General features: G+C 69.4%; 20 protein-coding genes. 10 read left to right on the top strand and 10 right to left on the bottom strand.

Going from position 1 to position 21,086, the window contains the following annotated elements; translation table 11 throughout:
- Window positions 1–15: 15 nt before the first annotated feature.
- Both ACZ3HV_RS13100 and ACZ3HV_RS13095 read right to left on the bottom strand, forming a co-directional pair.
- Window positions 16–1,386, bottom strand: coding sequence for a glutamate mutase L (locus ACZ3HV_RS13100; protein WP_465683905.1), 1,371 nt, complete (start codon window positions 1,384–1,386; stop codon window positions 16–18).
- A gap of 3 nt (window positions 1,387–1,389) precedes the next feature.
- Entirely contained in the window at window positions 1,390–2,544 is a 1,155-nt protein-coding gene (locus tag ACZ3HV_RS13095; protein ID WP_465683903.1) for a cystathionine gamma-synthase, read from the bottom strand.
- Between the two features lie 178 nt (window positions 2,545–2,722).
- Here ACZ3HV_RS13095 and ACZ3HV_RS13090 point away from each other — a divergent pair, with 178 nt between their 5' ends.
- The 4 genes from ACZ3HV_RS13090 (at window position 2,723) to ACZ3HV_RS13075 (ending at window position 6,555) form a co-directional block, all read left to right on the top strand.
- Window positions 2,723–3,304, top strand: a complete 582-nt coding sequence (locus ACZ3HV_RS13090) for a hypothetical protein (RefSeq protein WP_465683901.1) — start codon at window positions 2,723–2,725, stop codon at window positions 3,302–3,304.
- Window positions 3,305–3,312: 8 nt separating this feature from the next.
- Window positions 3,313–4,719, top strand: a complete 1,407-nt coding sequence (locus ACZ3HV_RS13085; RefSeq protein WP_465683899.1) for a hypothetical protein — start codon at window positions 3,313–3,315, stop codon at window positions 4,717–4,719.
- Between the two features lie 110 nt (window positions 4,720–4,829).
- Entirely contained in the window at window positions 4,830–5,411 is a 582-nt protein-coding gene (locus tag ACZ3HV_RS13080) for a hypothetical protein (RefSeq protein ID WP_360362598.1), read from the top strand.
- A gap of 10 nt (window positions 5,412–5,421) precedes the next feature.
- Window positions 5,422–6,555: a hypothetical protein gene (locus ACZ3HV_RS13075; protein ID WP_465683897.1), complete on the top strand. Its 1,134-nt coding sequence runs from the start codon at window positions 5,422–5,424 to the stop codon at window positions 6,553–6,555.
- A gap of 66 nt (window positions 6,556–6,621) precedes the next feature.
- Here ACZ3HV_RS13075 and ACZ3HV_RS13070 read toward each other — a convergent pair whose 3' ends face one another.
- Both ACZ3HV_RS13070 and ACZ3HV_RS13065 read right to left on the bottom strand, forming a co-directional pair.
- Window positions 6,622–6,918, bottom strand: a complete 297-nt coding sequence (locus ACZ3HV_RS13070; RefSeq protein ID WP_465683895.1) for a DUF1905 domain-containing protein — start codon at window positions 6,916–6,918, stop codon at window positions 6,622–6,624.
- Complete coding sequence (locus tag ACZ3HV_RS13065) at window positions 6,915–7,505, bottom strand: TetR/AcrR family transcriptional regulator (protein ID WP_465683893.1); 591 nt, start codon at window positions 7,503–7,505, stop codon at window positions 6,915–6,917. The genes ACZ3HV_RS13070 and ACZ3HV_RS13065 overlap by 4 nt, the downstream gene beginning before the upstream one ends.
- 98 nt (window positions 7,506–7,603) lie before the next feature.
- On the opposite strand from ACZ3HV_RS13065, the gene ACZ3HV_RS13060 reads away from it, so the two are divergent.
- Window positions 7,604–9,763: an MMPL family transporter gene (locus tag ACZ3HV_RS13060; RefSeq protein WP_465683891.1), complete on the top strand. Its 2,160-nt coding sequence runs from the start codon at window positions 7,604–7,606 to the stop codon at window positions 9,761–9,763.
- On the opposite strand, the gene yczE is transcribed toward ACZ3HV_RS13060, so the two are convergent.
- Entirely contained in the window at window positions 9,742–10,422 is a 681-nt protein-coding gene (gene yczE, locus ACZ3HV_RS13055; protein WP_465683889.1) for a membrane protein YczE, read from the bottom strand. The genes ACZ3HV_RS13060 and yczE overlap by 22 nt on opposite strands.
- 62 nt (window positions 10,423–10,484) lie before the next feature.
- Here yczE and yczR point away from each other — a divergent pair, with 62 nt between their 5' ends.
- From yczR to ACZ3HV_RS13035, 4 genes are all read left to right on the top strand, one after another.
- Window positions 10,485–11,927: a MocR-like transcription factor YczR gene (gene yczR / locus ACZ3HV_RS13050; RefSeq protein WP_465683887.1), complete on the top strand. Its 1,443-nt coding sequence runs from the start codon at window positions 10,485–10,487 to the stop codon at window positions 11,925–11,927.
- Window positions 11,928–12,010: 83 nt separating this feature from the next.
- Window positions 12,011–12,661, top strand: a complete 651-nt coding sequence (gene msrA / locus ACZ3HV_RS13045) for a peptide-methionine (S)-S-oxide reductase MsrA (RefSeq protein WP_465683885.1) — start codon at window positions 12,011–12,013, stop codon at window positions 12,659–12,661.
- A 323-nt stretch (window positions 12,662–12,984) separates the two neighbouring features.
- Entirely contained in the window at window positions 12,985–13,740 is a 756-nt protein-coding gene (locus tag ACZ3HV_RS13040) for a hypothetical protein (RefSeq protein WP_465683883.1), read from the top strand.
- A gap of 289 nt (window positions 13,741–14,029) precedes the next feature.
- On the top strand, window positions 14,030–14,278 hold the full coding sequence (locus ACZ3HV_RS13035; RefSeq protein WP_465683881.1) for a hypothetical protein: 249 nt from the start codon (window positions 14,030–14,032) through the stop codon (window positions 14,276–14,278).
- Window positions 14,279–14,367: 89 nt separating this feature from the next.
- Here ACZ3HV_RS13035 and ACZ3HV_RS13030 read toward each other — a convergent pair whose 3' ends face one another.
- From ACZ3HV_RS13030 to ACZ3HV_RS13020, 3 genes are all read right to left on the bottom strand, one after another.
- On the bottom strand, window positions 14,368–15,306 hold the full coding sequence (locus ACZ3HV_RS13030; RefSeq protein ID WP_465683879.1) for a lysylphosphatidylglycerol synthase transmembrane domain-containing protein: 939 nt from the start codon (window positions 15,304–15,306) through the stop codon (window positions 14,368–14,370).
- A gap of 98 nt (window positions 15,307–15,404) precedes the next feature.
- On the bottom strand, window positions 15,405–16,436 hold the full coding sequence (locus ACZ3HV_RS13025) for a glycosyltransferase family 4 protein (protein ID WP_465683877.1): 1,032 nt from the start codon (window positions 16,434–16,436) through the stop codon (window positions 15,405–15,407).
- On the bottom strand, window positions 16,433–16,750 hold the full coding sequence (locus tag ACZ3HV_RS13020; protein WP_465683875.1) for a 6-pyruvoyl trahydropterin synthase family protein: 318 nt from the start codon (window positions 16,748–16,750) through the stop codon (window positions 16,433–16,435). The genes ACZ3HV_RS13025 and ACZ3HV_RS13020 overlap by 4 nt, the downstream gene beginning before the upstream one ends.
- Before the next feature lie 81 nt (window positions 16,751–16,831).
- Between ACZ3HV_RS13020 and ACZ3HV_RS13015 the strand changes: the two genes are divergently transcribed.
- Complete coding sequence (locus ACZ3HV_RS13015) at window positions 16,832–19,132, top strand: CDP-alcohol phosphatidyltransferase family protein (protein WP_465683873.1); 2,301 nt, start codon at window positions 16,832–16,834, stop codon at window positions 19,130–19,132.
- 279 nt (window positions 19,133–19,411) lie between these two features.
- Here the strand turns inward: ACZ3HV_RS13015 and ACZ3HV_RS13010 are convergent, their stop codons facing one another.
- Window positions 19,412–20,041 (bottom strand): hypothetical protein, encoded by a 630-nt coding sequence (locus ACZ3HV_RS13010; protein WP_465683871.1) that lies wholly within the window; start codon window positions 20,039–20,041, stop codon window positions 19,412–19,414.
- Window positions 20,042–20,440: 399 nt separating this feature from the next.
- Entirely contained in the window at window positions 20,441–20,758 is a 318-nt protein-coding gene (locus ACZ3HV_RS13005) for a nucleoside triphosphate pyrophosphohydrolase (RefSeq protein WP_396396438.1), read from the bottom strand.
- Window positions 20,759–21,086 lie beyond the last annotated feature (328 nt).

The raw sequence follows: 21,086 nt of genomic DNA, 5'->3' as shown, positions 1-21,086 counted from the left end.
CGCCTGGTGCTGAGACTAGTGCCCGGAGCCGCCGGTTCCATGAATGTGCGCAGCCAGCCCCTCGGCGGCCTTCGGGTTCTCGTCGGCCAGCAGGCCGACACCGGCGAGCACGTAGTCCTTGTCCACACAGACCTCGGCTCGTTCCGGGACGAGCCAGCCTTCCTCTTGTGCGTTCGCGCCGACCGCACCCAGGATCCGCGCCGCCACGTCCGGCCCGTTGTGCCGCAGCACTCCCCCGGATCCGACCAGCAGATCCACCTCACGCAGATCCTTCCCGGACCGCTCGATCACCCGTCCCCCGGGCCCGAACACGATCCGCTGCCGCCCGGCGTGCCGTCTGAGCGCTACCGTCGCGGCCACGGTCGCCAGCGTCTCGTCGTACGACGCCTCGATCGCACTGTCCGGGAGGTACGACGGATCGCGGTGCCGGCGGGCGGCCGCCGTACGGATCGTGTCGTCGTCCGCCACGAGACCGGCCTCGACACCGGCGGCGACCACCGGTACGGCGCTCCATCGCATGCCGAGGTCGCCTTCGACGGTCCGCGTCACGGGGTGCGTGGCGACCACCTCACGGCCGAGGTTCGCGTCCTCGGGGTCGAGCTCGATCACCGAGTGCACGTCGGTCGTCGCGCCACCGATGTCGACCACAGCCACGTCACCATGCAACCCGGCCAGCACCTCGACACCGCGCAGTACGACGTCGGGTGTCGCGGCCCGAACCATCTGCGTGAAGCCGGGATCGCGAGACAGGTGCTTCCCGCCGATCACGTGCTTCAGGAACATCTCCCGGATCGCGGCCCGCGCACTGTCCGGCGCGAACACCCCGATCTCCGGTACGACGTTGTCCGCAAGCACATGCGGTACGCCGCCCGCCGCCAGGATCTCACCGACCTCGACCTGGACGTCGACGTTGCCCGCGACAACGACCGGACGCCGCCACCTGTACTTCGCCAGCGTCTCGGTTGCCTTGAGCAACACCGCCGAGTTGCCACCGTCAGTGCCACCCAGCAGGAGCACGACGTCAGGGCGGTCCTTGCGAAGCTCTTTCTGACTGGTTGCCGTGAGCCCACCGTTGACCACGGCAACGACCCGGCCACCACTGGACAGGGCGACCCGCCGGCCGGCCTCGGCGGTGACGAGCTCCTCGTTGCCCACGACACCTATCCGCAGACCGCCGCCCGCACTCGAGCAGGCGAGGACCTCGGCGTTCTCGACGCCGCGATCAGCTTCGGCCAGCACTGCCCGGCAGGCGTGCCAGCCGTCCATCACGTCAGTGTCGATCGTGGTGCGGTGCTCGGCTCGGGCGACCAGGTCGCCCGAGCCGGAGTCCACCGCGATCGCCTTGGTAAAGGTCGACCCGAAGTCGACCGCGACCACCAGGCCCACGGATCAGGACATCGCGCGGTCGAGGTCCTGCAGCAGGTCGTCGACGGTCTCGATGCCGACACTGAGCCGGATCAGGTCGGCCGGGACCTCCAGCGGCGTACCCGCGACCGAGGCGTGGGTCATCTTGCCCGGGTGCTCGATCAGCGACTCCACGCCGCCGAGCGACTCGCCCAGCGTGAAGACCTCGGCCTTGTTGCAGATGTCCAGCGCGTGCGGCTCGCCGCCGGTGACCCGGAACGACACGATCCCGCCGTACCGCTTCATCTGCTTGGCGGCGGTCTCGTGGCCGGGGTGGCCGTCGACGCCCGGGTACAGCACCTTGCTGACGGACTTGTGTCGCTGCAGGAACTCGACGACCTTCTCCGCGTTGTCGCTGTGCCGGTCCATCCGGACGCCGAGGGTCTTGATACCGCGCAGCACCAGCCACGAGTCGAACGGGCCGGCGACCGCGCCGATCGCGTTCTGGTGGAAGGCGATCTTGTCGGCCAGCTCGGCGTCGCGAACGATCAGTGCGCCGCCGACGACGTCGGAGTGACCGCCCATGTACTTCGTCGTCGAGTGGACGACCACATCCGCACCGAGCTCCAGCGGCTGCTGCAGGTACGGCGAGGCGAAGGTGTTGTCGACCACCAGCAGGGCACCGGCGTCGTGGGCGATCTGCGCGACGATCGCGATGTCCGCGACGTTCAGCAGCGGGTTGGTCGGCGTCTCCAGCCAGACCACCTTGGTCTTGCCGGGGCGGATCGCGTCCCGGATCGCCGCCGGGTGGGTCACCGCGGCGGGCGTCATCTCGACACCCCAGGTGCCCAGCACGCGGGCGAACAGGCGGAACGTGCCGCCGTACGCGTCGTCGGGGAAGACCACGTGGTCACCGGGCACGCACAGTGAGCGGATCAGGGTGTCCTCGGCGGCCAGGCCGCTGGCGAACGCGAACCCGCGGCTGCCCGCCTCGATCGCGGCCAGACACTCCTCCAGCGCCGTCCGGGTCGGGTTCGCCGACCGGGAGTACTCGTAGCCGTTGCGCAGCCCCCCGACGCCGTCCTGCTTGTAGGTACTGGTCGCGTAGATCGGCGGCACTACCGAGCCGGTCGTGGGGTCGGGCTCGTTCCCGGCGTGGATGGCGAGCGTCTCGAAGCCGTAGTGGTGTTCCGTGTTCACCGGACCAGCGTACGGCCTGGTCTGATCGGCGTACGCACGCCGTCCACAGCTGGGACGATTCGGCGGATCCGAGTTGTCCACAGACGCGTCGAAGCCCCTGGCAACTGACCCGTACGGCAGCCTACGGTTGCGCTCAGTGGTTGCCACCGGACCGCAGAACGGAAGGACACGTCGCCGGATGAAGACGCAGGACAGGCCGCTCGACCAGGACGACCTGGCGATGGCGGACCTCGCCGAGATTCCGGACTGGACCGTCATCGCCGGCCCGGACGGCGACGAGTCCGGTCCCGAGGTCGTTCGCGCGCTCGTCCACCGGGTGATGTCGCAGACCCGCTGGCAGCCCTGGCCGCTGGAGCAAGGCGAGGTCATCGGCGCCGAGATGGTCTCGTGGGGATTCACCACTCGCCGCGGTACGACGATGATCGTGTTCGACGGACTGGCGTTCCCCGACTGCCCGGACAGCGGCTGGTCGGCGTACGAGATCGGTCCGGACGACATCGCGGCCGCCGAGAGCGGGCTGGACGCTCATTGGCCCGACCACCTGACGCTCGCCACCAAGCACTGGGGACAGCCGGACTACGTCGGTGACGACCGCAGCCCGACGTTCGCCGACGAGTGGGAGCCCGGCGCGGGGACCGGCCGGCGGCACCTCGCCGTCTGGCTGCGGCCGGGCGCGCAGATCCACCTGTACAGCACCAAGCCTGGCAAGGACCCCCTGACGACCGCCGTCGGCGTCAACTACGCCGTGTACATCGACTAGGAGACCCGATGAGCGAGCCCTCCCAGGAACCCTCCCGGATGAGCCGCATGCGCGCCGGGGTCTCGCGGTGGCGCACCACGCGGCGAGGCACGAAGACGCTGAAGGCCGCGTACGCCCAGGCCGCCCGCGACGTGAAGCAGATCGACCCGGTCGTGCGCGAGCGGATCGGGCGCGCCAAGATGACCGCGGCCGACCTGCAGATGCTCGCTGAAATGAACATCGGCCGCCGGTGGCGTCCGGAGCTGTACGGCCAGGCCGCGCAGGGCCTCGAGAGCTCCGCGGCCGCCCGGGTGCAGCAAGCCGGGACGTCCGCGGCACCGACCAGCAATCCGTTCCGGCGGCTGGCCAACAGCGTCTCCCGATGGCGAAATACCCGGCAGGGCACCAAGGCGCTCAAGGCGGCGTTCACCCAAGCCGCGCGGGACGTGCAACGGATGGATCCGGCCGTTCGCGAAGCGATCGGGCGGTCGACGCTCACCGGGGCGGATCTGCAGGCGTTCTCGCAAGAGCATATGAAGCAGACCTTCCTGCCTGAGGGCCGCAACGATGCGATGCCGCAGCAATCGCAGCAGGTGGCGGCGCCGGATCAGCAGCAGGTAGTTCAGCCGCAGCAGATGCAGCAGCAGGTGCCTCAGCAGGTGATGCAGCCGCAGCAGGACCGCATGACGCAGTTGCTTGCTGAGTACAACCAACTCCAGGCGCAAGCGGCCCAGCTGCTCCAGACCCGGATCGCGCAACTCCAGGCCGAGACCGCGCAGCTGGCGGCGATGTACCAAGCCCAGATGGCGCAGCAGGCCCAGGTCGCCCAGATGCTGCAGCCGGAAGCGGGCCAGCAGCAACAACCCGGTCCCGAGCAACAGCCCGAAGCAGCCCAGCGGCTGCCCGCCGAAGGTAAGCCGGAGCAGGTTGCCGAGGGCGCGCCGGAGCAGGTTGCCGAAGGCACGCCGGAGCAGGTTGCCGAGGGCGCGCCGGAGCGGGTTGCCGAAGGTGGGCAGCCGGAGCCTGAGGTCGTTCAGCAGGACCCCGAGAACCTGCACCACGTCGGCTTCCACCCGATCATCCAGACCGAAGAGACGTTCCAGCAGGGCCCCGACCCCAGCGACGCGTCGAACTGGGTCGACGTCGCCGCCGGCGAGGCACCCGTCCAACCGCTGCCGGCTGCTGCAACCCAGGAAGCCGAGGGGCAACGACCTGGTCAGCTGGACACCGCACAGGGCGAGGCAGCGAAGAGCCCGGGAGAGCTGACTCCGGCGGACATTCAGAACCACCACGCCGCACTCGGCGGCATGACGCCGCCTCGAGTCTCCAACGGCGAGCAAGCCCGGCTGACTGCTGCCGAGTCGGACGGGAGCGGACAGCACCGGACGACAGGGCAAGGCGCCGAGCGGAAGAGCGACACAGGGGTCAACCGCTGACCTCCCGAACACCACGACCTGACCGCATCGCCGGTCGGCCGGGCGTGACCCCGGCCCAGGCCTACGGTTGCGGTCGAAAGGCTTGACACAGACGGAAGGAACAAGCCCGGATGAAGACGCAGGACAGGCCGCTCGATGAGGACGACCTGGCGATGGCCGACCTCGCCGATGTAGCGGACTGGACCAGGGTGGCCGGACCGGACAGCGACGCGTCCGGGCCGGCGGTGGTGCGCGCGCTGGTGCAGCGCGTGACCAGCGCCACCGACTGGCAGCCGTGGCCCCTCGAGGCCGGCGAACAGATCGACCCCGCGGTGGCGTCGTGGGGATTCACCACCCGACGCGGTACGACGATGATCGTGTTCGACGGACTCGCCTTCTCCGACTGCCGGAACTCGGGCTGGTCGGCGTACGAGATCGGCCCGGGCGACATCCCGGCCGCCGAGGCCGGTCTGGACGAGCACTGGCCGGCTCAGCTCGAGTTGGCGCGCAAGCACTTCGGCGACCCCGACTACGTCGGTGACGAAAGCAGCCCGACCTTCCTCGACGAGTGGGGCCCGGGCGCGGGCGCGGACCGGCGGCATCTGGCCGTCTGGGTACGCCCGGGCGCCGAGATCCACCTCTTCAGCGACAAACCGACCAGCGACCCGCTGACCAGGGCCGTGGGCGTCAACTACGCGGTCTTCATCGACTAGGAGTTCGGATATGACCACCCCACACGAAGGCCCTGGGATGTGGCGACAGGGCGACGCTTTCGGGGCGCTCGAGTGGCTCGCGAGCCTCGACGCCACCCAGCAGGAGAATCTGCGCCGCGCGGTGAACCACAAGCCGGTGCTCACCCGGCTCATGGAAACGGCCCAGCGGGTCCAGCAGAGCGCCATCGCGACCGGTCAGCGCATCAGCGAGGGCGCGCAGGCACTGGCCAGCCAGACCCGCCAGTACGGTCGTGACGCCATCGCGCGGGCCGGTGAGATCCGCGACAACACCGTCAACCGCGTGACCGAGTTCGGGCAGGCCACGGCCGCCCGCGCCGGCGAGATCCGGGACGGCGCTGTCAACCGCGCGACCGAGTTCGGGCAGGCCACCGCGGCCAGGGCAGGCGAGATCCGTGATGGGGCCGTGCAGTTCGGCCGCGACACCGCGGCTCAGGCTCGCCAGCTCGGCAGCGATGCCGCGGCGCGGGTCGGTGAGATGCGGGACGGCGCCGTTCAGTTCGGCCAGAACACCGCCGCACGGGCCGACCTGGCCGCGCAGCGAGCCGGTGAGGCGGTCCGCGGAGCCGGCCGGGCAGTCGGCGGAGCGGCCACCGCGGGCGCTCAGGCCGTCGCCGGCGCCGGACGCCAGGTGGCCGACGCCACTCGGCAGACCGCGGGCAAGGTGTCCCGCTGGTACCAGGGCACGCGGTCGTACGCGACCGAACGTGGCCAGTCCGCGATGCGCGCGTACCAGCAGTTCAGGAACGACCGGAACCTCGTCGCGCTGGACCCGGGGCAGAAGGATCTGCAGACCCTGACCGCTCACGCCCACCAGCTGGTCGCAGCGGCGGAGCAAGGCCCCGCGGCTCAGGCGGCTGCCGCCCAGCGCCTGGCCGCTGCCGCCACGGCCATGCAGGCCTCGAGCTACCAGTACGCCCAGCAGGACCCGGGCCAGCACCGCGCCGGCCCCGAGGGCAACCTCGCTCAGTTCGTCAACGCCGGCCAGGCGCCCGCCAGCCAGATCCCGGCCCAGCACGGCCAGCAGGGAGCTGCCGGGCAGGGGCAGGAGCAGGCCGGCCAAGGCGAAGCCCAGCGGACCGGTGGCCAGCCTCAGGGCCAGAAAGGCCCCGACCTCACCAAGTAACCGCACCACCAAGCAACCCCGAACGCCGCCGGCCACCCCGGCGGCGTTCGCCTTTCCCCGGCTGACCTACAGATCCGCTAGTTGTAGCTGGGTCTCGACGGGAACGCCTTCGGTGAGGTGTTCGGCGGTGCGGACCGGCTTCTTGACCGGGAGCAGGTAGGTACCGGACTTGCTGGGAAAGACCGAGGTCTGCCAGGTGGTGCTGCCGATCGTGGCGGTGACGCGAACCGAGCCGAAGCCTTTCCGCGAGCCCGCGGTCAGGTCGGCGATGTCGTCACTGATCTCCTCCGGCACGGTGACGAAGTACCAGCTGCCCTCGCCCGGGTACTGCCACAGCGGCGCCGAGAACTGGAACCTGCTCACGGCGATACGTCCGCGACCGCACGGCTGCGGCGGGCGAGGATCGCGGTGGCGGCGTCGAGCAGCGTGGCGCGGATCTCCGCATCGCTGACCTCGACGTCGAGCTCGATCGCCATCGCGGCCCCGATCGACTCGACCGCGGCGGCAGCCCGCAGCCGGTCGGCGGGCGTCGGATCGGGCCCGGCGAGCCAGAGCTGGAACCGGCGGCTCCGCGCGATCAACTGATCCAGGTCGTCACCGAAAGCCGCGAGTACGGCGGCGATGTCGCGGAGCAGCGTAGGCCCGGTCGACCGGTGGTGGATGACGACGTCGACGTACGCGCCGAGCAGCTCGCGCTCGGCCTCCGGGGACCAGGCCAGCTCGTCGCTCAGCGCCAGCACCCGCTGCATGTCGTCCAGGAAGGTCCCGACGATCGCGCGGAGCAGCTCCTGCTTGGACGAGTAGTGGTAGTACAGCGACGCCTTGGTGATGCCGACCTGCTCGGCGATCTCCCGCAGGCTCGTCTTCTCGTACCCCTGGGTCGAGAACAGCTCGAGCGCCGCCCGGTGGATGGCCGCCTTGGTATCGCGGGAACTGGTCGCGTGCTGCACGTCACCACCTTCTCACTTCACCTGCCTACCGGGCGGCAGGTAGTCTACCTACCGACCGGCAGGTAGACAGCAGAAACAACCCGTAGGAGGGGTTCGGGGTGTTCAGCAGACTCGGACGATTCGTCGTCCACAACCCGTGGAAGGTGATCGCCGCGTGGGTGGTCGCGGCGGTGGCCGTGCTCGCGTTCGCGCCGACGCTCGCGGACGTCACCAACAAGGACCAGGCCGCGTTCCTCCCGGACAAGTACGAGTCCGTGCAGGCGCAGAAGCTGGCCGCGGACGCGTTCGGGCAGACGAACGACGCGACCGCCAGCATCGTGGTCAAGCGCGCGGCCGGCGGCGAACTGACCGCCGGCGACCAGGCCAAGGTGACCGAACTGGCGACAACGATCACCGCGGCGAAGATCGATCGCGTCACCGGCGCGATCACCGGGCCGCAGGCGGTCTCGCCGAACAAGCAGGTCCAGATCATCAGCGTCGGCCTGAAGGGCCTGCCGGACGACCAGGCCGTGCTCGACGCGGTCCAGAAGGTCCGCGACGTGACCGGCCCGGCCCTGACCGGCGCCGACCTCGAGTACGGCGTGACCGGCGACGCCGCGCTCTACCTCGACAACCAGGACGCGTTCGAGAACGCGTTCGTGGTGGTCGGGATCGCGACCGTCGTACTGATCATCGGCCTGCTGCTGGTCATCTACCGCAGTCCGGTGGCCGCGTTCCTGCCGATCCTGACCGTCGGTCTGGTCGCCGCGATCGCGCCCGGCCTGATCGCGCTGGCCGCGAAGGCGTTCGACCTACAGGTGACGCAGGACCTGCAGACCATCCTGACCGTCGTGCTGTACGGCGTCGGGACGGACTACATCCTGTTCCTGCTGTTCCGCTACCGGGAACGCCTGCGCGCCGGCGAGCAGCCGAAGGAGGCCCTGGTCAACGCGACCACCCGCGTCTCCGAGGTGATCGTGTCGGCGGCGGGCGCGATCATCGTCGCCTTCAGCGCTCTGCTGCTGGCCGTGTTCGGTGGGTTCAAGAGCCTCGGCCCGGGGCTCGCGATCGCGGTGGCGGTGATGGCCTTCGCCGCGATCACGCTGATCCCGGCGGTCGTGTCGCTGCTCGGCCCGAAGGTGTTCTGGCCGTCGAAGTCGTGGCAGAAGACGCCCAAGGGCGCGATGTTCAAGCGCTTCGGCCGGTTCACCGCGCGGCGTCCGGCCGTGGTCGCCCTGGCCTCGGGCGGTGTGATGGTCGCGCTTGCCCTCGGCGCGCTCGGGATGAAGGTCGACTACGACGCGTTCAGCCAGCTCCCCGACGGCACCGAGTCCGCCCGCGCGATCAAGGATCTGCAGGCCGGCTTCCCTGCCGGTGCACTCAACCCGACCACGGTCTACGTGCGCAGCTCCGACGGTACGACGCTCAGTCCGGCAGAGCTCACGACGTACGCCGGGAAGCTCGCGAAGGTCGACGGGGTCGGTGCCGTCCTCCCGGCTGCCGCGGACGGCAGTCTGGCGCTGCTCAGCGCGGACAAGACGGTTGCCCAGCTCAACGTCGTACTCAACGACCCGCCGTACGCGACCTCGTCGCTGGATCTGGTCGACGGGAAGCTCCGTGACGTGGCGCATGCCGAGGCGCCGGCCGGAACGACCGCGCTGCTCGGCGGGGTGACCGCGAGCTACACCGACATCCGGGACGCGAACAGCCGGGATCTCTCGGTGATCTTCCCGGTCGCGGGCGGGCTGATCGCGATCATCCTCGCGCTGCTGCTGCGGTCGCTGCTGGCTCCGCTGGTGCTGATGCTCGCCGTCGTACTGAGCTTCTTCAGCTCGATCGGCGCGACGGTGTTCGTGTTCCAGGGCGCCGCGGGCCGCGCGGGTGTGACGTTCTCGCTGCCGATCATGCTCTACCTGTTTGTCGTTGCCATCGGCACCGATTACAACATCCTGATGATCGCGCGGTTGCGGGAGGAGGCCGAGCGCGGGACCGAACCGCGGGCGGCCGCCGACCTCGCGATCGAGCACGGCGGCCCGTCGGTCGCGGCCGCCGGGCTGATCTTGGCCGGCACGTTCTCGTCGCTGATGCTGGCCGGGATGGCACTGCTGACCGAGATGGGCTTCTCGGTCGCCGCCGGCATCGTGATCTCGGCGTTCGTGATGTCGATCTTCCTGGTCCCGAGCGTCATCGCCCTGCTCGGCCGCCGTGCCTGGTGGCCGCGCCGGATCACGCCAGGGTCGACCGCACCGGAGGAACGTCAGCTGGAAACCGTCGGCTGACGCAAGGTCTTCAGCCGGACGGTGAAGATCGGGAGGAGGAAGTGGACGAGTGGGCCGATCGACAGTGCGTAGACGATCGTGCCCACTCCCACCGCGCCGCCGAGCAGGAACCCGGTCGCGAGGACGGTGAGCTCGAGCGTGGTCCGGACCAGGCGGACGCTCAGGCCGGTACGGCGTACCAGGCCGGTCATCAGACCGTCCCGGGGACCGGGGCCGAACTGGGCACCGATGTAGAGCGCACCGGCCAGCGCGTTGAGCACGACGCCAGCGAGCATGAAGACGATCCGCAGCCAGAGCGCGTCCGGCCGGTCGACCGTCGCCAGCGTCAGGTCCGTCACCAGACCGATCACGATCGCGTTGCTGATCGTGCCGAGACCGGGCCACTGCCGCAGCGGGATCCACGCCAGCAGTACGACGAAGCTCACCGCGATCACCACGGTGCCGAAGCTCAGCGACAGGTGCTTGGTGATGCCGGAGTGGAACACGTCCCACGGGTCCAGGCCGAGGTTGCCCTGGATCATCAGTCCCATCGAGGCGCCGTACAGGGTGAGGCCGACGTACAGCTGGACCAGGCGGCGCGGGAGGTGGCCTGCTTTCAGCTGCTGGATCGGGTTCAGGGGCGCTAGTTGACGAGGAGGGGCCTCGGAAGTGGCGGTCACTTCTCCAGTTTGCGGAGTAAGTGGCCTGGTAATCGATAGCCAATTGCGCGATAGTGGACTGCATGAAGGGTCAGTATCTTCCCGCCAGCACGCTGTCCGGCCTGCTCGGCGCCTGGGCTGACGGGACCGGCCCGGCGTACCGGGTCCTCGCGGAGCGGCTCCGGTTGCTGATCGCGGACGGCCGGATCATGCCCGGCTCGCGGCTGCCGAGTGAGCGCGAGCTGACCGACGCACTCGGAGTCAGCCGCACGACGGTCGCCTCGGCGTACCGGGAGTTGCGCGACGGCGGGTACCTGATGAGCCGTCGCGGCTCCGGCAGTGTCACCGCCCTGCCAGGCCGGCTCGAGCCGGAGCTCGGCCGGCACCACGCCCCCACGTTCGACACCGACGCGCACTACGACTTCACCGCCGCGGCGCCGGCCGCGATCCCGGGGATCAGTGCCGCGGTCGCCGCGGCGACCCCCGATCTCCCGGCCCACCTCGCCACCCCCGGGTACCACCCGCAGGGCCTGCCGGAACTGCGTGCCGAGGTCGCGGCCGTCTACACCGAACGCGGGCTGCCGACCTCGCCGGAGCAGATCATCATCACCGCCGGCGCGCTGGCCGCGACGTCGATCGCGATCCGGGCGATGACCCAGATCGGCGACCGGGTGCTGACCGAGAGCCCGACCCACCCGAACTCGGTCGACGCGATCCGGCGCAGCGGCTGCCGGCTGGTGGCGGTGCCGATGGGCCCGAGCGGCTGGGACCTTCCCTTGCTGGAGGCAACAATCCGGCAGACCGCGCCGCGGGCCGCCTGGCTGGTGGTGGACTTCCAGAACCCGACCGGCTGGCTGATGTCGGCGGCGGACCGGCAGCAGCTGGCGACCGCGTTCGCGCGGAGCCGGACGACGGCGATCATCGACGAGACGTTGTTCGGGCTGTCGCTGGACGGTCAGGAGATGCCGCCGCCGTTCGCGTCGTACCACCCCGAAGGGGTGATCACGGTCGGCTCGGCGAGCAAGCTGTTCTGGGGCGGGCTGCGGATCGGGTGGATGCGGGTGCCGGAGTCCCTGGTCGCCCAGGTCCTCGACGCGCGGGCGTCGCTCGATCTGGGGGCTCCGGTGCTGGAGCAGTTGGTCGTCGTGCGTCTGTTGCGCCAGCGGGCGGCACTGCTCCCGGAGCGGCGGTTGAGCCTCGCTCGCCAGCGGGACGCGCTGGCGGAGATTGTCTCGGCCGAGTTGCCGTCCTGGCGGTTCCGGCTGCCAGGTGGCGGTCTGTCGCTGTGGTGCGAGCTCCCGGAGCCGGTGGGGTCGAGTCTGGTCGGCGTCGCGCAGCGCAACGGCGTACTGCTGGTGGCGGGGGCGCGGTTCTCGCCGGATGGCGGGCTGGAGTCGTTCATCCGGTTGCCGTACACACTGCCCGTCGATGCGTTGCGTGACGGGGTTCGCCGGCTGGCGTCGTCGTACGCCGCTTTGACCAGCGGGCCGGCGCCGACCCGGCGTACGGCGGCCATGATCGCGTGAGCGTGCCGTAATCGGCCGGCGGAAGGTTCGTCTCACCCGTCGCGTTGAGACACTATGAAAGTCACACTGCGAGAGGCGTGAGAATGTCGTTCTTCAAGCGCAACACAGCCCTGGTCGAGCCCGAGGCCGCGCTGCCCGGCCGGCCGGAGCCCGGCTTCGCCGTACCGGCGGACAACATCGTGCTCGGTACGCCGCAGACCGCGGCGGCTCCCGAGGGGTTCGAAGAGGTCTGGTTCGGCACCGGGTGCTTCTGGGGTACCGAGGAGATCTTCTGGCAGCAGCCCGGGGTCTACACCACGGCCGTCGGCTACGCGGGCGGGTACACGCCCAACCCGACGTACGACGAGGTCTGCAGCGGCCGCACCGGTCAGACCGAGGCGGTCCGGGTCGTCTACGACCCGACCAAGACCACCTTCACCAACCTGCTGAAGGTCTTCTGGGAGACGCACGACCCGACGCAGGGCATGCGCCAGGGCAACGACCTGGGCTCCCAGTACCGCTCGGCCATCTACTACACCACCGACGCCCAGCGCGCCGAGGCCGAGCGCACCCGCGACCTCTACGCCCCGGTCATCAAGCCCCTCGGCTACGGCGACATCACCACCGAAATCGCCCCCGCCACCACCTTCTATTACGCCGAGCCCTACCACCAGCAGTACCTGTCCCCCTCGAAGAACCCGAACGGCTACAGGTGCCACAGCAATACAGGAGTCCCGTTCCCTGCCGACAGCTGAAGTCGTCGTCGCCCAAGGCGCCGTCTGAGTGACGGCGCTTTGTCGCACGGCTACGAAGCTCTTGAAGGCGGCCCCCACCGGTTGGTTGGGGCCGCTTTCGTTTGCAGGAAGTGGCAAGGGATGGTGGTTTGGTCCGGAGGGGGCGCTATCGTCTGCGGTCCGGGGTTGACGATTGTGGAGGGATGGGGCGGATGGGCGTGCGGCGACTCGGGTTGGTTCTGGGTGGGGTTGGAGTGTTGGTGGCTAGCGGGTTGCCAGGGCCGGCGCAGTCTGCTGTTGCCGATTCGGTGCCGTGCATCAATCGGATCGTTTGGACTGACAGTGTGAACGCCGTGCAGGAGGCTGACGTCGTCGCTGCAAAGCCGCCGCGAGTCTGGGATCGCTATCAGGTTGCGCAGTTCGTGCCGGTCCGGGCGATGTCCACCTGGTACATGTCGACGACGCGTCAGGGTGAGCAGTACTCCTATGGGCTGCTGCTGCAGGGCGGGAACCTGTACCGGCACTCGACCATCACCCCGCCGGGTAGCCGGGCACGGGTGACCGCGACCAAGCTCGGCGGCGGGTGGACGAGCTTCAAGGCGATCGCCACGTCGAACTACGCCGACCCGCTGGGTCGCAAGCACTCGTTCCTGTACGGCCTGAACACCAACGGGAACCTCTACCGGTACGCGGCGAACGGTACCGGCTACAAGGCGTACGGCTCGTTCGGTGGGTTCAAGAGCTTCAAGACGATGGCGATGATCAGCCAGCAGCCGACGTACGACACGCTCCTGATGACGACCACCGCCGGGGCGCTCTACACAATCCACATCCCGACCACCGCGACGGCGAAGCCGGTCGTCAAGCTGATCCGCAAGTCCGGCTGGTCCTCCTTCGAGTCGCTCCTGGTCGAGCACTGCGGCAACAACCACGGGTCCGTCGTCGTGGGCATCGACCACAACACCGACTCCGGCTACCAGTACGCCTTCAGCAAGGCCAACGGCACGGCGACCGCGATCACGTCGTACGGCAGGATCCCGGTCGCCTTCAACGGCGCAGTCCACGCCTCCCGCACCAACGCCTGGCTGGACGGCGAATAGCCGGGCCAAGCATCCGCACCTTGCCACACGCGCCTTCTATCGCCCAGTCGATATCGCTACCACCAGCAGTATTTGCACAAGGTACCGAACGGCTACCGGTGCCACTCCAACACCGGTGTTCCGTTCCCGGCTGACGCCTGACAGATCCACCGCGATGCCCCTGGACTCTCTGAGTTCAGGGGCATCAGGCGTATTTGCGCGCCTCTTGGACCGGAGCGGAAGGCCTTAGCCGGCAAGGGCGCGATCGCGTTCTCGGTCCTCGGCGAGATCAACTTCCCGAGCGCGGGCTATGTCCGCATCGACGAAAGCGGGTCGGTGGGGGCCGATCCACATCGCGGTCGCGGGCCTCGGCCCGGCTGACGGGTTCTCGTCGTACAAGGCGTTCGTCGGGAATCCGCCACGGACCCGATGGGGTGACTACGGCGCCGCCGTGACCGACGGCGGCAGCATCTGGTTGGCGTCGGAGTACATCGGCCAGACCTGGTTCTCTTCTCCAGCCTGCGTCAGTCAGTGGCAGAAACGCTCCGAGAGCGCTTAGCGCAGGAGTACGACGTCGCCGATCGGGCGCACCTCCGCCAGCTGCGCGTGGTGGTCGGGATTCCACGGGGAAGGGTCCGTCGCTGGCGATCAGGCATCTACGGCACTCCCGACTCGCTCCGGCTGCGCCTCGGTCGGGCCGCGCGCGCTGTCCCGGGCGCGCCGACGCGCAACCACCAGGACGACGGCTCCAGGCAGCGTTGCGACCAGCGCGAGCACGCCGTACACCACCGCGACCGTGACGCCCAGCGCCGCGCCCAGCCCGACCGAGCCGAACGCCCATGCGGCCGCGCCCTCGCGCGGGCCCCAGCCTGCGATGTTCGTCGGCACCGCCGAGGCCGTCAGCACGACCAGTGCCAGAGGCAGCAGCCGAGCCAGCGACACGTCCGCCCCGGTCGCTCGCACTGCGATCAGGAACACGGCGGCGTGGCCGAGCACGGCGACGGTGGAGGCGAGCAGGATGCCCGGCCAGGCCCGCGGCGCGAGGACCGCGTCGCGGAGGTCGCTGGTGAAGGCGCGTCCGATCCGCGAGGAGAGGCGACCTCGGTTCAGGCAGAGGGCTACGGCGATCAGCGCCACACCGGCGACGACCACGACCGTCACGGCGACCGAGGGAACAAGCGAGCCAGCGGGCCAGGACAGCAGGAACAGCACGCCCACCGTCAGCACGATCTGTACCGCAAATCCCGACGCCCGCTCCCACGCGACGGCCCGCAGGCTCCGGCCCAGGTCGCCGACCTCGCGCCCGTGGCGCACGGCGCGGTGTACGTCGCCCACCACCCCGCCGGGCAGCGTGGCGTTGAGGAACTGGGACCGGTAGTACGCAGCCACCGCGGTCCTCAGCGGCATCTCGACGCCGAGCCCGCCCGCGACCAGCCTCCACCGCCATGCACAGCACAACGTGGTCAGCGACGTGATCGCCATCGCCGCGGCGAGCGGCCATCCGGTCGTCAGTCGAAGCCCGGCCACCAACGGACCCGTGCCCACCCGCCAAACGAGAACGGCGAGGATCGCGGCGCCGCTCGCCACGCGCGCCCAGGTCCAGATGCTTCGGCTGATGGCGGCTCCGATCTCGTAGTTGGGCCCTTGACACTGACACGGCTGTCACCTGCCACTGGTTCATCCGGTCACCCGGCGACTTCCGTCAGCACGGCCGACAGTTCGCGCGAGGTCTGCGACCAGTCGGAGAGCGTCAGTCGCCGCGACCTGGCCGCCGCACGGAGCCGCGTGCGCTCGCAGGGGTCACCTAGCCACCGACACAGCGCCTGCCCGAGAGCCCGTGGGTCGCCTGGCGCGACCAGGAGTCCTGGCCGGCTGCCGTCGGCGGCGTAGCCGAGAGCCTCCGGCACGCCACCGACCTTCGTGGCCAGGACCGGCAGCCCGCGCGCGAGCGCCTCGGTGACGACCATGCCGTAGGTCTCGGCCTGGGAGGCCAGCACCAGCACGTCCGCGTCTGCGTAGGCGCGCCCGAGTTCGGCGCCCGTGAGCGGGCCGGTGAAGCACACCCGGTCGCCAAGTCCCCGATCCTCGGCCTGCCGGCGCAGTACGTCGACGAACTCCACGTCGAGGTTCAGTGAGCCAACGCAGACGCATCGCCAGGCCGGATGGTCCACCGTGGCCAGTGCATCGAGCAGGAGGCCGTGACCCTTGAAGGGGGTGATAGCTCCGACACACAGCCGCCCGCCGGACGGCGAAACCGGTGCCAGGTCGGCCACGTCGACGCCCGGCGGCACGACGTATACGCGATCCTCGGGCAGCGCATAGTGGTCGAGCAGCCATCGCCGGGTCCAGTCGCTTGTGGCCACGATCCCGGATGCCGCCGACAGCGCGGCGACCTCGCGTGGCTCGTCCCGCGGCATGTGCAGGAGTACGACGAGCCGCAGGCGGTCGGCCTCCGGCTCCAGCACCTCCGGGACCACGGACGCCATCAGACCGTCGACCAACACCGCTCCGCCGTCCGGGACCCGGGCCAGCGCCGCAGCCACGGCCAAGCGGGCCGCCGCGTCAGGCAGGGGCCACTGGCCGGCCACGGCGTGCTCGTGGACTGACCAGCCGAGTGCCACGAGCCCGCCACAGACCCGGCGGTCGTAGACGTTGCCACCGCTCGGCCGCCGCGGGTCGTCGATCCCATCCGGGACCAGGACATGCACCTCTGTCACAACGACCGCTCGCAGCCGGCCGAGGCGATGTGCGACTCGCGCCGCGTCACTCCGATCCGGGCCGGCCCGCTCGCGGAGTCCCGTAGCCCGCCGGCCGCGACACGGTCGGCCAGCCGGTCCGCGATCAGCCTGGCGAGGACCCCCGTCGAGGTGTTGCGATCGGCCGGCTCGTGCACCTCGTCGAGGTTGCGGTAGCTGAGGTCCGCAAGCGCGCCGTGCAGCTCCTCGGTGGCCCGGCCGATGTCCACCACGATGTCGTCGAAGTCGCCCCGACCGGGTTCGCGGATCCAGAACGCGCGTGCTGCTGTCGGCACCGCAGCCTCCTTCCCCCGCCCGGATGAACCGGTGCGACGCTGTTCTCGTATGACTGTCGTACGCGTAGATACGGAGGCACTGTGCGTCTGGTTCAGGGTCGAGTGCGCAGAGGCATCCTGACCGGCCCGCTCGCCAGCTTTGCTTGCCTGCTCGTGCTCCTCGGTGTACTCGCGGCGACCACCGGCCTCGACGTCGCCGGCTGGGCGACCGGCGTCGCCTGCGGAGCCGGCCTTGCCGCGCTGCTCGCCCGCGCGCTGGCGCGTCACCGTCGTGACGGGCTGGGGCCGGCCGACCGAGTGACGCTGACCCGCGCGGTCCTCGCCTGCGGGGTCGCGGCGCTCACGGTGGACTCGTTCGGCGGCCAGGCGTCGGTGGCGATCCTCGTGGCTATCTCGACGGTGGCGCTGGTCCTCGACGGGGTGGACGGTCAGGTCGCTCGGCGTACCGGCACCGCTTCGGCGTTCGGGGCGCGCTTCGACATGGAAGTCGACGCGTTCCTGGTCCTGGTCCTGAGCGTGTACGTCGCACCTACGACGGGCTGGTGGGTGCTTGCGATCGGTGCGGCCCGCTATTTGTTCGTGGCCGCCGGCTGGGCGTTGCCGTGGCTGCGCGGTTCGCTCCCGCCCCGCTACTGGGCCAAGGTTGTCGCCGCGATCCAGGGCATCGCCCTGACCGTCGCGGCGGCCGGCATCCTGCCCGATGCCGTGACCACGGTGGTGCTGCTGATCGCGCTGGGACTGCTGGCCGAGTCGTTCGGCCGTCAGATCTGGGGGCTGTGGCGCCAGGCCGGAAGGCCGCCCGGCACTCGTGCCACTGTGACGTCGGCACTGGCGGTGCTCCTGGTCTGGGCTGCGCTCCTCTTGCCGGACCATACTGGCGACCTGTCGCCGGCCGCCTTCCTCCGGATCCCGCTCGAGGGCCTCGTGTTCGTCGTCCTCGTCCTGGTGCTGCCGCCGAGACTCGCGCGGATCCTCGCACTGATCGGCGGTCTCCTCGTCGGGGTGCTGGCGATCCTGCGACTGCTCGACAGAGGCTTCTACTTCGCCTTCGACCGCCCATTCCACCCCGTCTACGACACGGCGTACTCCGGCTCCGCGCTGGGCCTGCTCGGCGACTCGATCGGCCGCGTCGGCGCCCTCGCAGTCTTCATCGGATCCGGAGTGCTCTGCGTGGCCCTGCTCGCCCTGCTGCCGCTGTCGGCAGTGCGGGTGACCCGGCTCGTGGCGAGACACCGGCGGCCGACGATCCGGATCGTAGCCGTCCTGGCCGCGATCTCGATCGTGCCCGCGCTGACCGGCGCCGGGCCGGAGCCCGTACGACAGCTCGCCTCGACCTCCGCGGCTCGGCTCGCCACGCAGGTCCGTGACGACCTCCGCGACCAGCGGGAGTTCGCGCGGGCGCTCGAGCAGGATCCCTTCCGCGACACCCCGGGCAACGACTTGCTGACCGGCCTGAAGGGCAAGGACGTGCTGCTGGTCTTCGTCGAGAGCTACGGACGCACGGCGCTCGACTCTCCTGTAGTCGGGTCGGCGCTCAAGGCCGGGGACCAACGGCTGCAGCAGGCCGGCTTCTCCTCGCGCAGCGGCTTCCTCACCTCGCCGACCTTCGGCGGCATCAGCTGGCTGGCACACTCCACCCTGCAGTCCGGGCTGTGGGTGAACAACCAGCGGCGGTACGACCACCTCGTCACCCTCGACCGGCTCACTCTCACCGACGCGTTCGGTCGCGCTGGCTGGCGGACAGTCGCCGACGTACCGTCCAACGACGAGGACTGGTCGGTGGCGAAGACGTACTACCACTACGACAAGGTTTACGACCGCCGGAACGTGGGCTACGCCGGGCCGCCGTTCAGCTATGCCTCGATGCCTGACCAGTACACCCTGGCCGCGCTCCAGCGGCTGGAGCTGGAGAAGCCGAACCGCGCTCCTGTCATGGCCGAGGTCGACCTGGTTTCCAGCCACACGCCCTGGGCACCGCTCCCCCGGCTCGTCGACTGGAGCCGGGTGGGCGACGGCTCGGTCTTCGACCCGATGCCGGCCGAGGGCGACTCGCCGGAGGACGTGTGGCGGCAGCCGGACCGTGTGAAGGCCGCCTACGCACAGTCCATCGCCTACTCGCTCGATGCCCTGACCTCGTTCGTACAGCAGCTCCATGACCGCAACCTGGTGCTCGTCGTGCTCGGCGACCATCAGCCGGCGAGCATCGTCTCGGGCAATGGGGCGAGCCACGACGTGCCGGTGAGTATCATCGCCGCCGACCCAGCCGTGACGGATCGGATAGCGGACTGGGGATGGCGGGACGGGCTGCGGCCGGACGCCGGCGCACCGGTCTGGGCGATGGATACCTTCCGGGACCGGTTCCTCACCGCCTACGGTCGCTAGCCCCGCCCACCTCCTCGGCACATCTGTGCGCGGAAGTGCGCAACGCTGCTATCGCCCTGGCGTATTGCTACCACCAGCAGTATTTGCACAAGGTACCGAACGGCTACCGGTGCCACTCCAACACGGGCGCAAGGTTCCCGGCTGACGTCTGATCCTTGACCAGACCGAGGGCTCCAGCATCGTTGGAGCCCTCGGCTTGGGTCAGGCTTCTCCCGAACATCAGGTCAAGGTCGGTAGGACATTCCTGATGGCGCCGGCGTTGACTCCCGCGCTGGCTCTTCACCAGCAGGCTGGGTAGGCAGGTTCGACGAACCGCTGGGATGGCAGGTCACGCGCACTCCAGGGAACGAAGTCGTTGGCGAATCCATGATGATCGTCCGTATCGAGCACGCCGCAGATCCCCAGTATGTCCAGCAGGACCTCGCGCTCGGCCTTGTTTCCTTTCACGAAACGGAGCTGAGCAGCGGCTTGGGATGCCATGCTGTCAGGCGGAAGATCGTTCAGCGTCTCGAGGACTGTGCGTCCGAGCCGTCTGTCATCGGCGGTCGGTTCGAGCCTGGGCGCCAGGCGAAACTGCCGCAGGTCGAAGGCGGCATAGATGATGCTGTCACGTCGCACCCCTCCCCATTTGAAGCGTTCGAAGCTCAGTACGTTGAGATCCTCGGCGGCCGGGTCCGAGTACAGCCCACACACTGCACACTGGCGACCGTGAGGGCTTGCCGTGAAGCTATGGTCTGGTAAGCCGCGCGCGATAAGGAACGATGCCAGGACCGAGCGCAGGTCGAGTCTGCGACTCGTCAAGCTCGCGACAAAGGCCTCCTCGGCTTCCACGAGTGATACGTGCCCGACCGCAGCTTGTGCCGCCGCGACCCAACCGTCGTGACCGGGAACGACCGGCTCGGCAAACATCACACCTCGCTGAACGGCCGCACAGAGGTCCTGATCACGGGCCAATCCGGCGACTCTCGCCGACCTGCAGCGGACCAGAACGTGTCTATCAAGGCCTGCACGCTGCGCGGAGACGCGTCGTCCTTCGTCTGCGGTGTATCCACGCCGTTGATGATGCCGCACGACGTCCGACCTCGTGCCTGCGCCGATCACGGTTCGCGCCGGTCGAACCGACGCGGCTTTCTATCGCCTCTGCGGTATCGCTACCACCAGCAGTACTTGCACAAGAACCCCAACGGCTACCGCTGCCACTCCAACACCGGTGTTCCGTTCCCGGCTGACGACTGAGAACCGACGAAAGCGCCAGGACTCGATCGAGTCCTGGCGCTTTCGTCGATCGGAACGGAACCGGCGCGCCGGTCAGCGAACGCCGGTCCAGATGACTCGGTCGGTGAAAGTCCCTCGCTCTGTGGCCTTCGCGGCGCGGGTTGTTTCGAGGTGGTCCTTGGTAGTTCCCAGGTCGGCCGCCAAGGCATAGACGACCTCGAGGATGTCCGCGAGTTCCTCGACGGCGGTCGCCCCGTCCGCAGTGAGGAATTCGTCGACCTCCTCCAGGAGCTTGTCGCGCAGCCGGCGACCGTACTCGGCAGACTCGGCCCGATAGGTGATCGGCTCAGCACCACTCGCGCGGATGATCTCCGGGATGCGGTCTCTCACAAGCTTGCCGCCAGCACTCATCTGCTCCTCCATCAACCCGTGAGACCGACCGCCCAATCCTAGTTCAGCCGCGCGACCGCACAGCTTCTATCGCCCTGGCGGTATTGCTCCCACCAGCAGTACCTCTACAAAAACCCCAACGGCTACCGCTGCCACAGCAACACCGGCGCACCGTTCCCGGCTGATGCATAACAGCAAACTGAAGTCAGAGGGCACCACCTTCGTGAACTGGGGTCCCCGAAGGTTGGACTGGCTAGCCTCGAAGTTTCACGGGGTTCCGGCGTGTCGCTGATGGCTGGTTTTTGGGTGTTCTGGGGGTTGTTGGGCGGGTTGGTGGCGTGGGCCGGAC

The sequence above is a fragment of the Kribbella sp. NPDC020701 genome, assembly GCF_055562215.1.
This window is presented reverse-complemented; position numbering and strand designations above follow the sequence as displayed.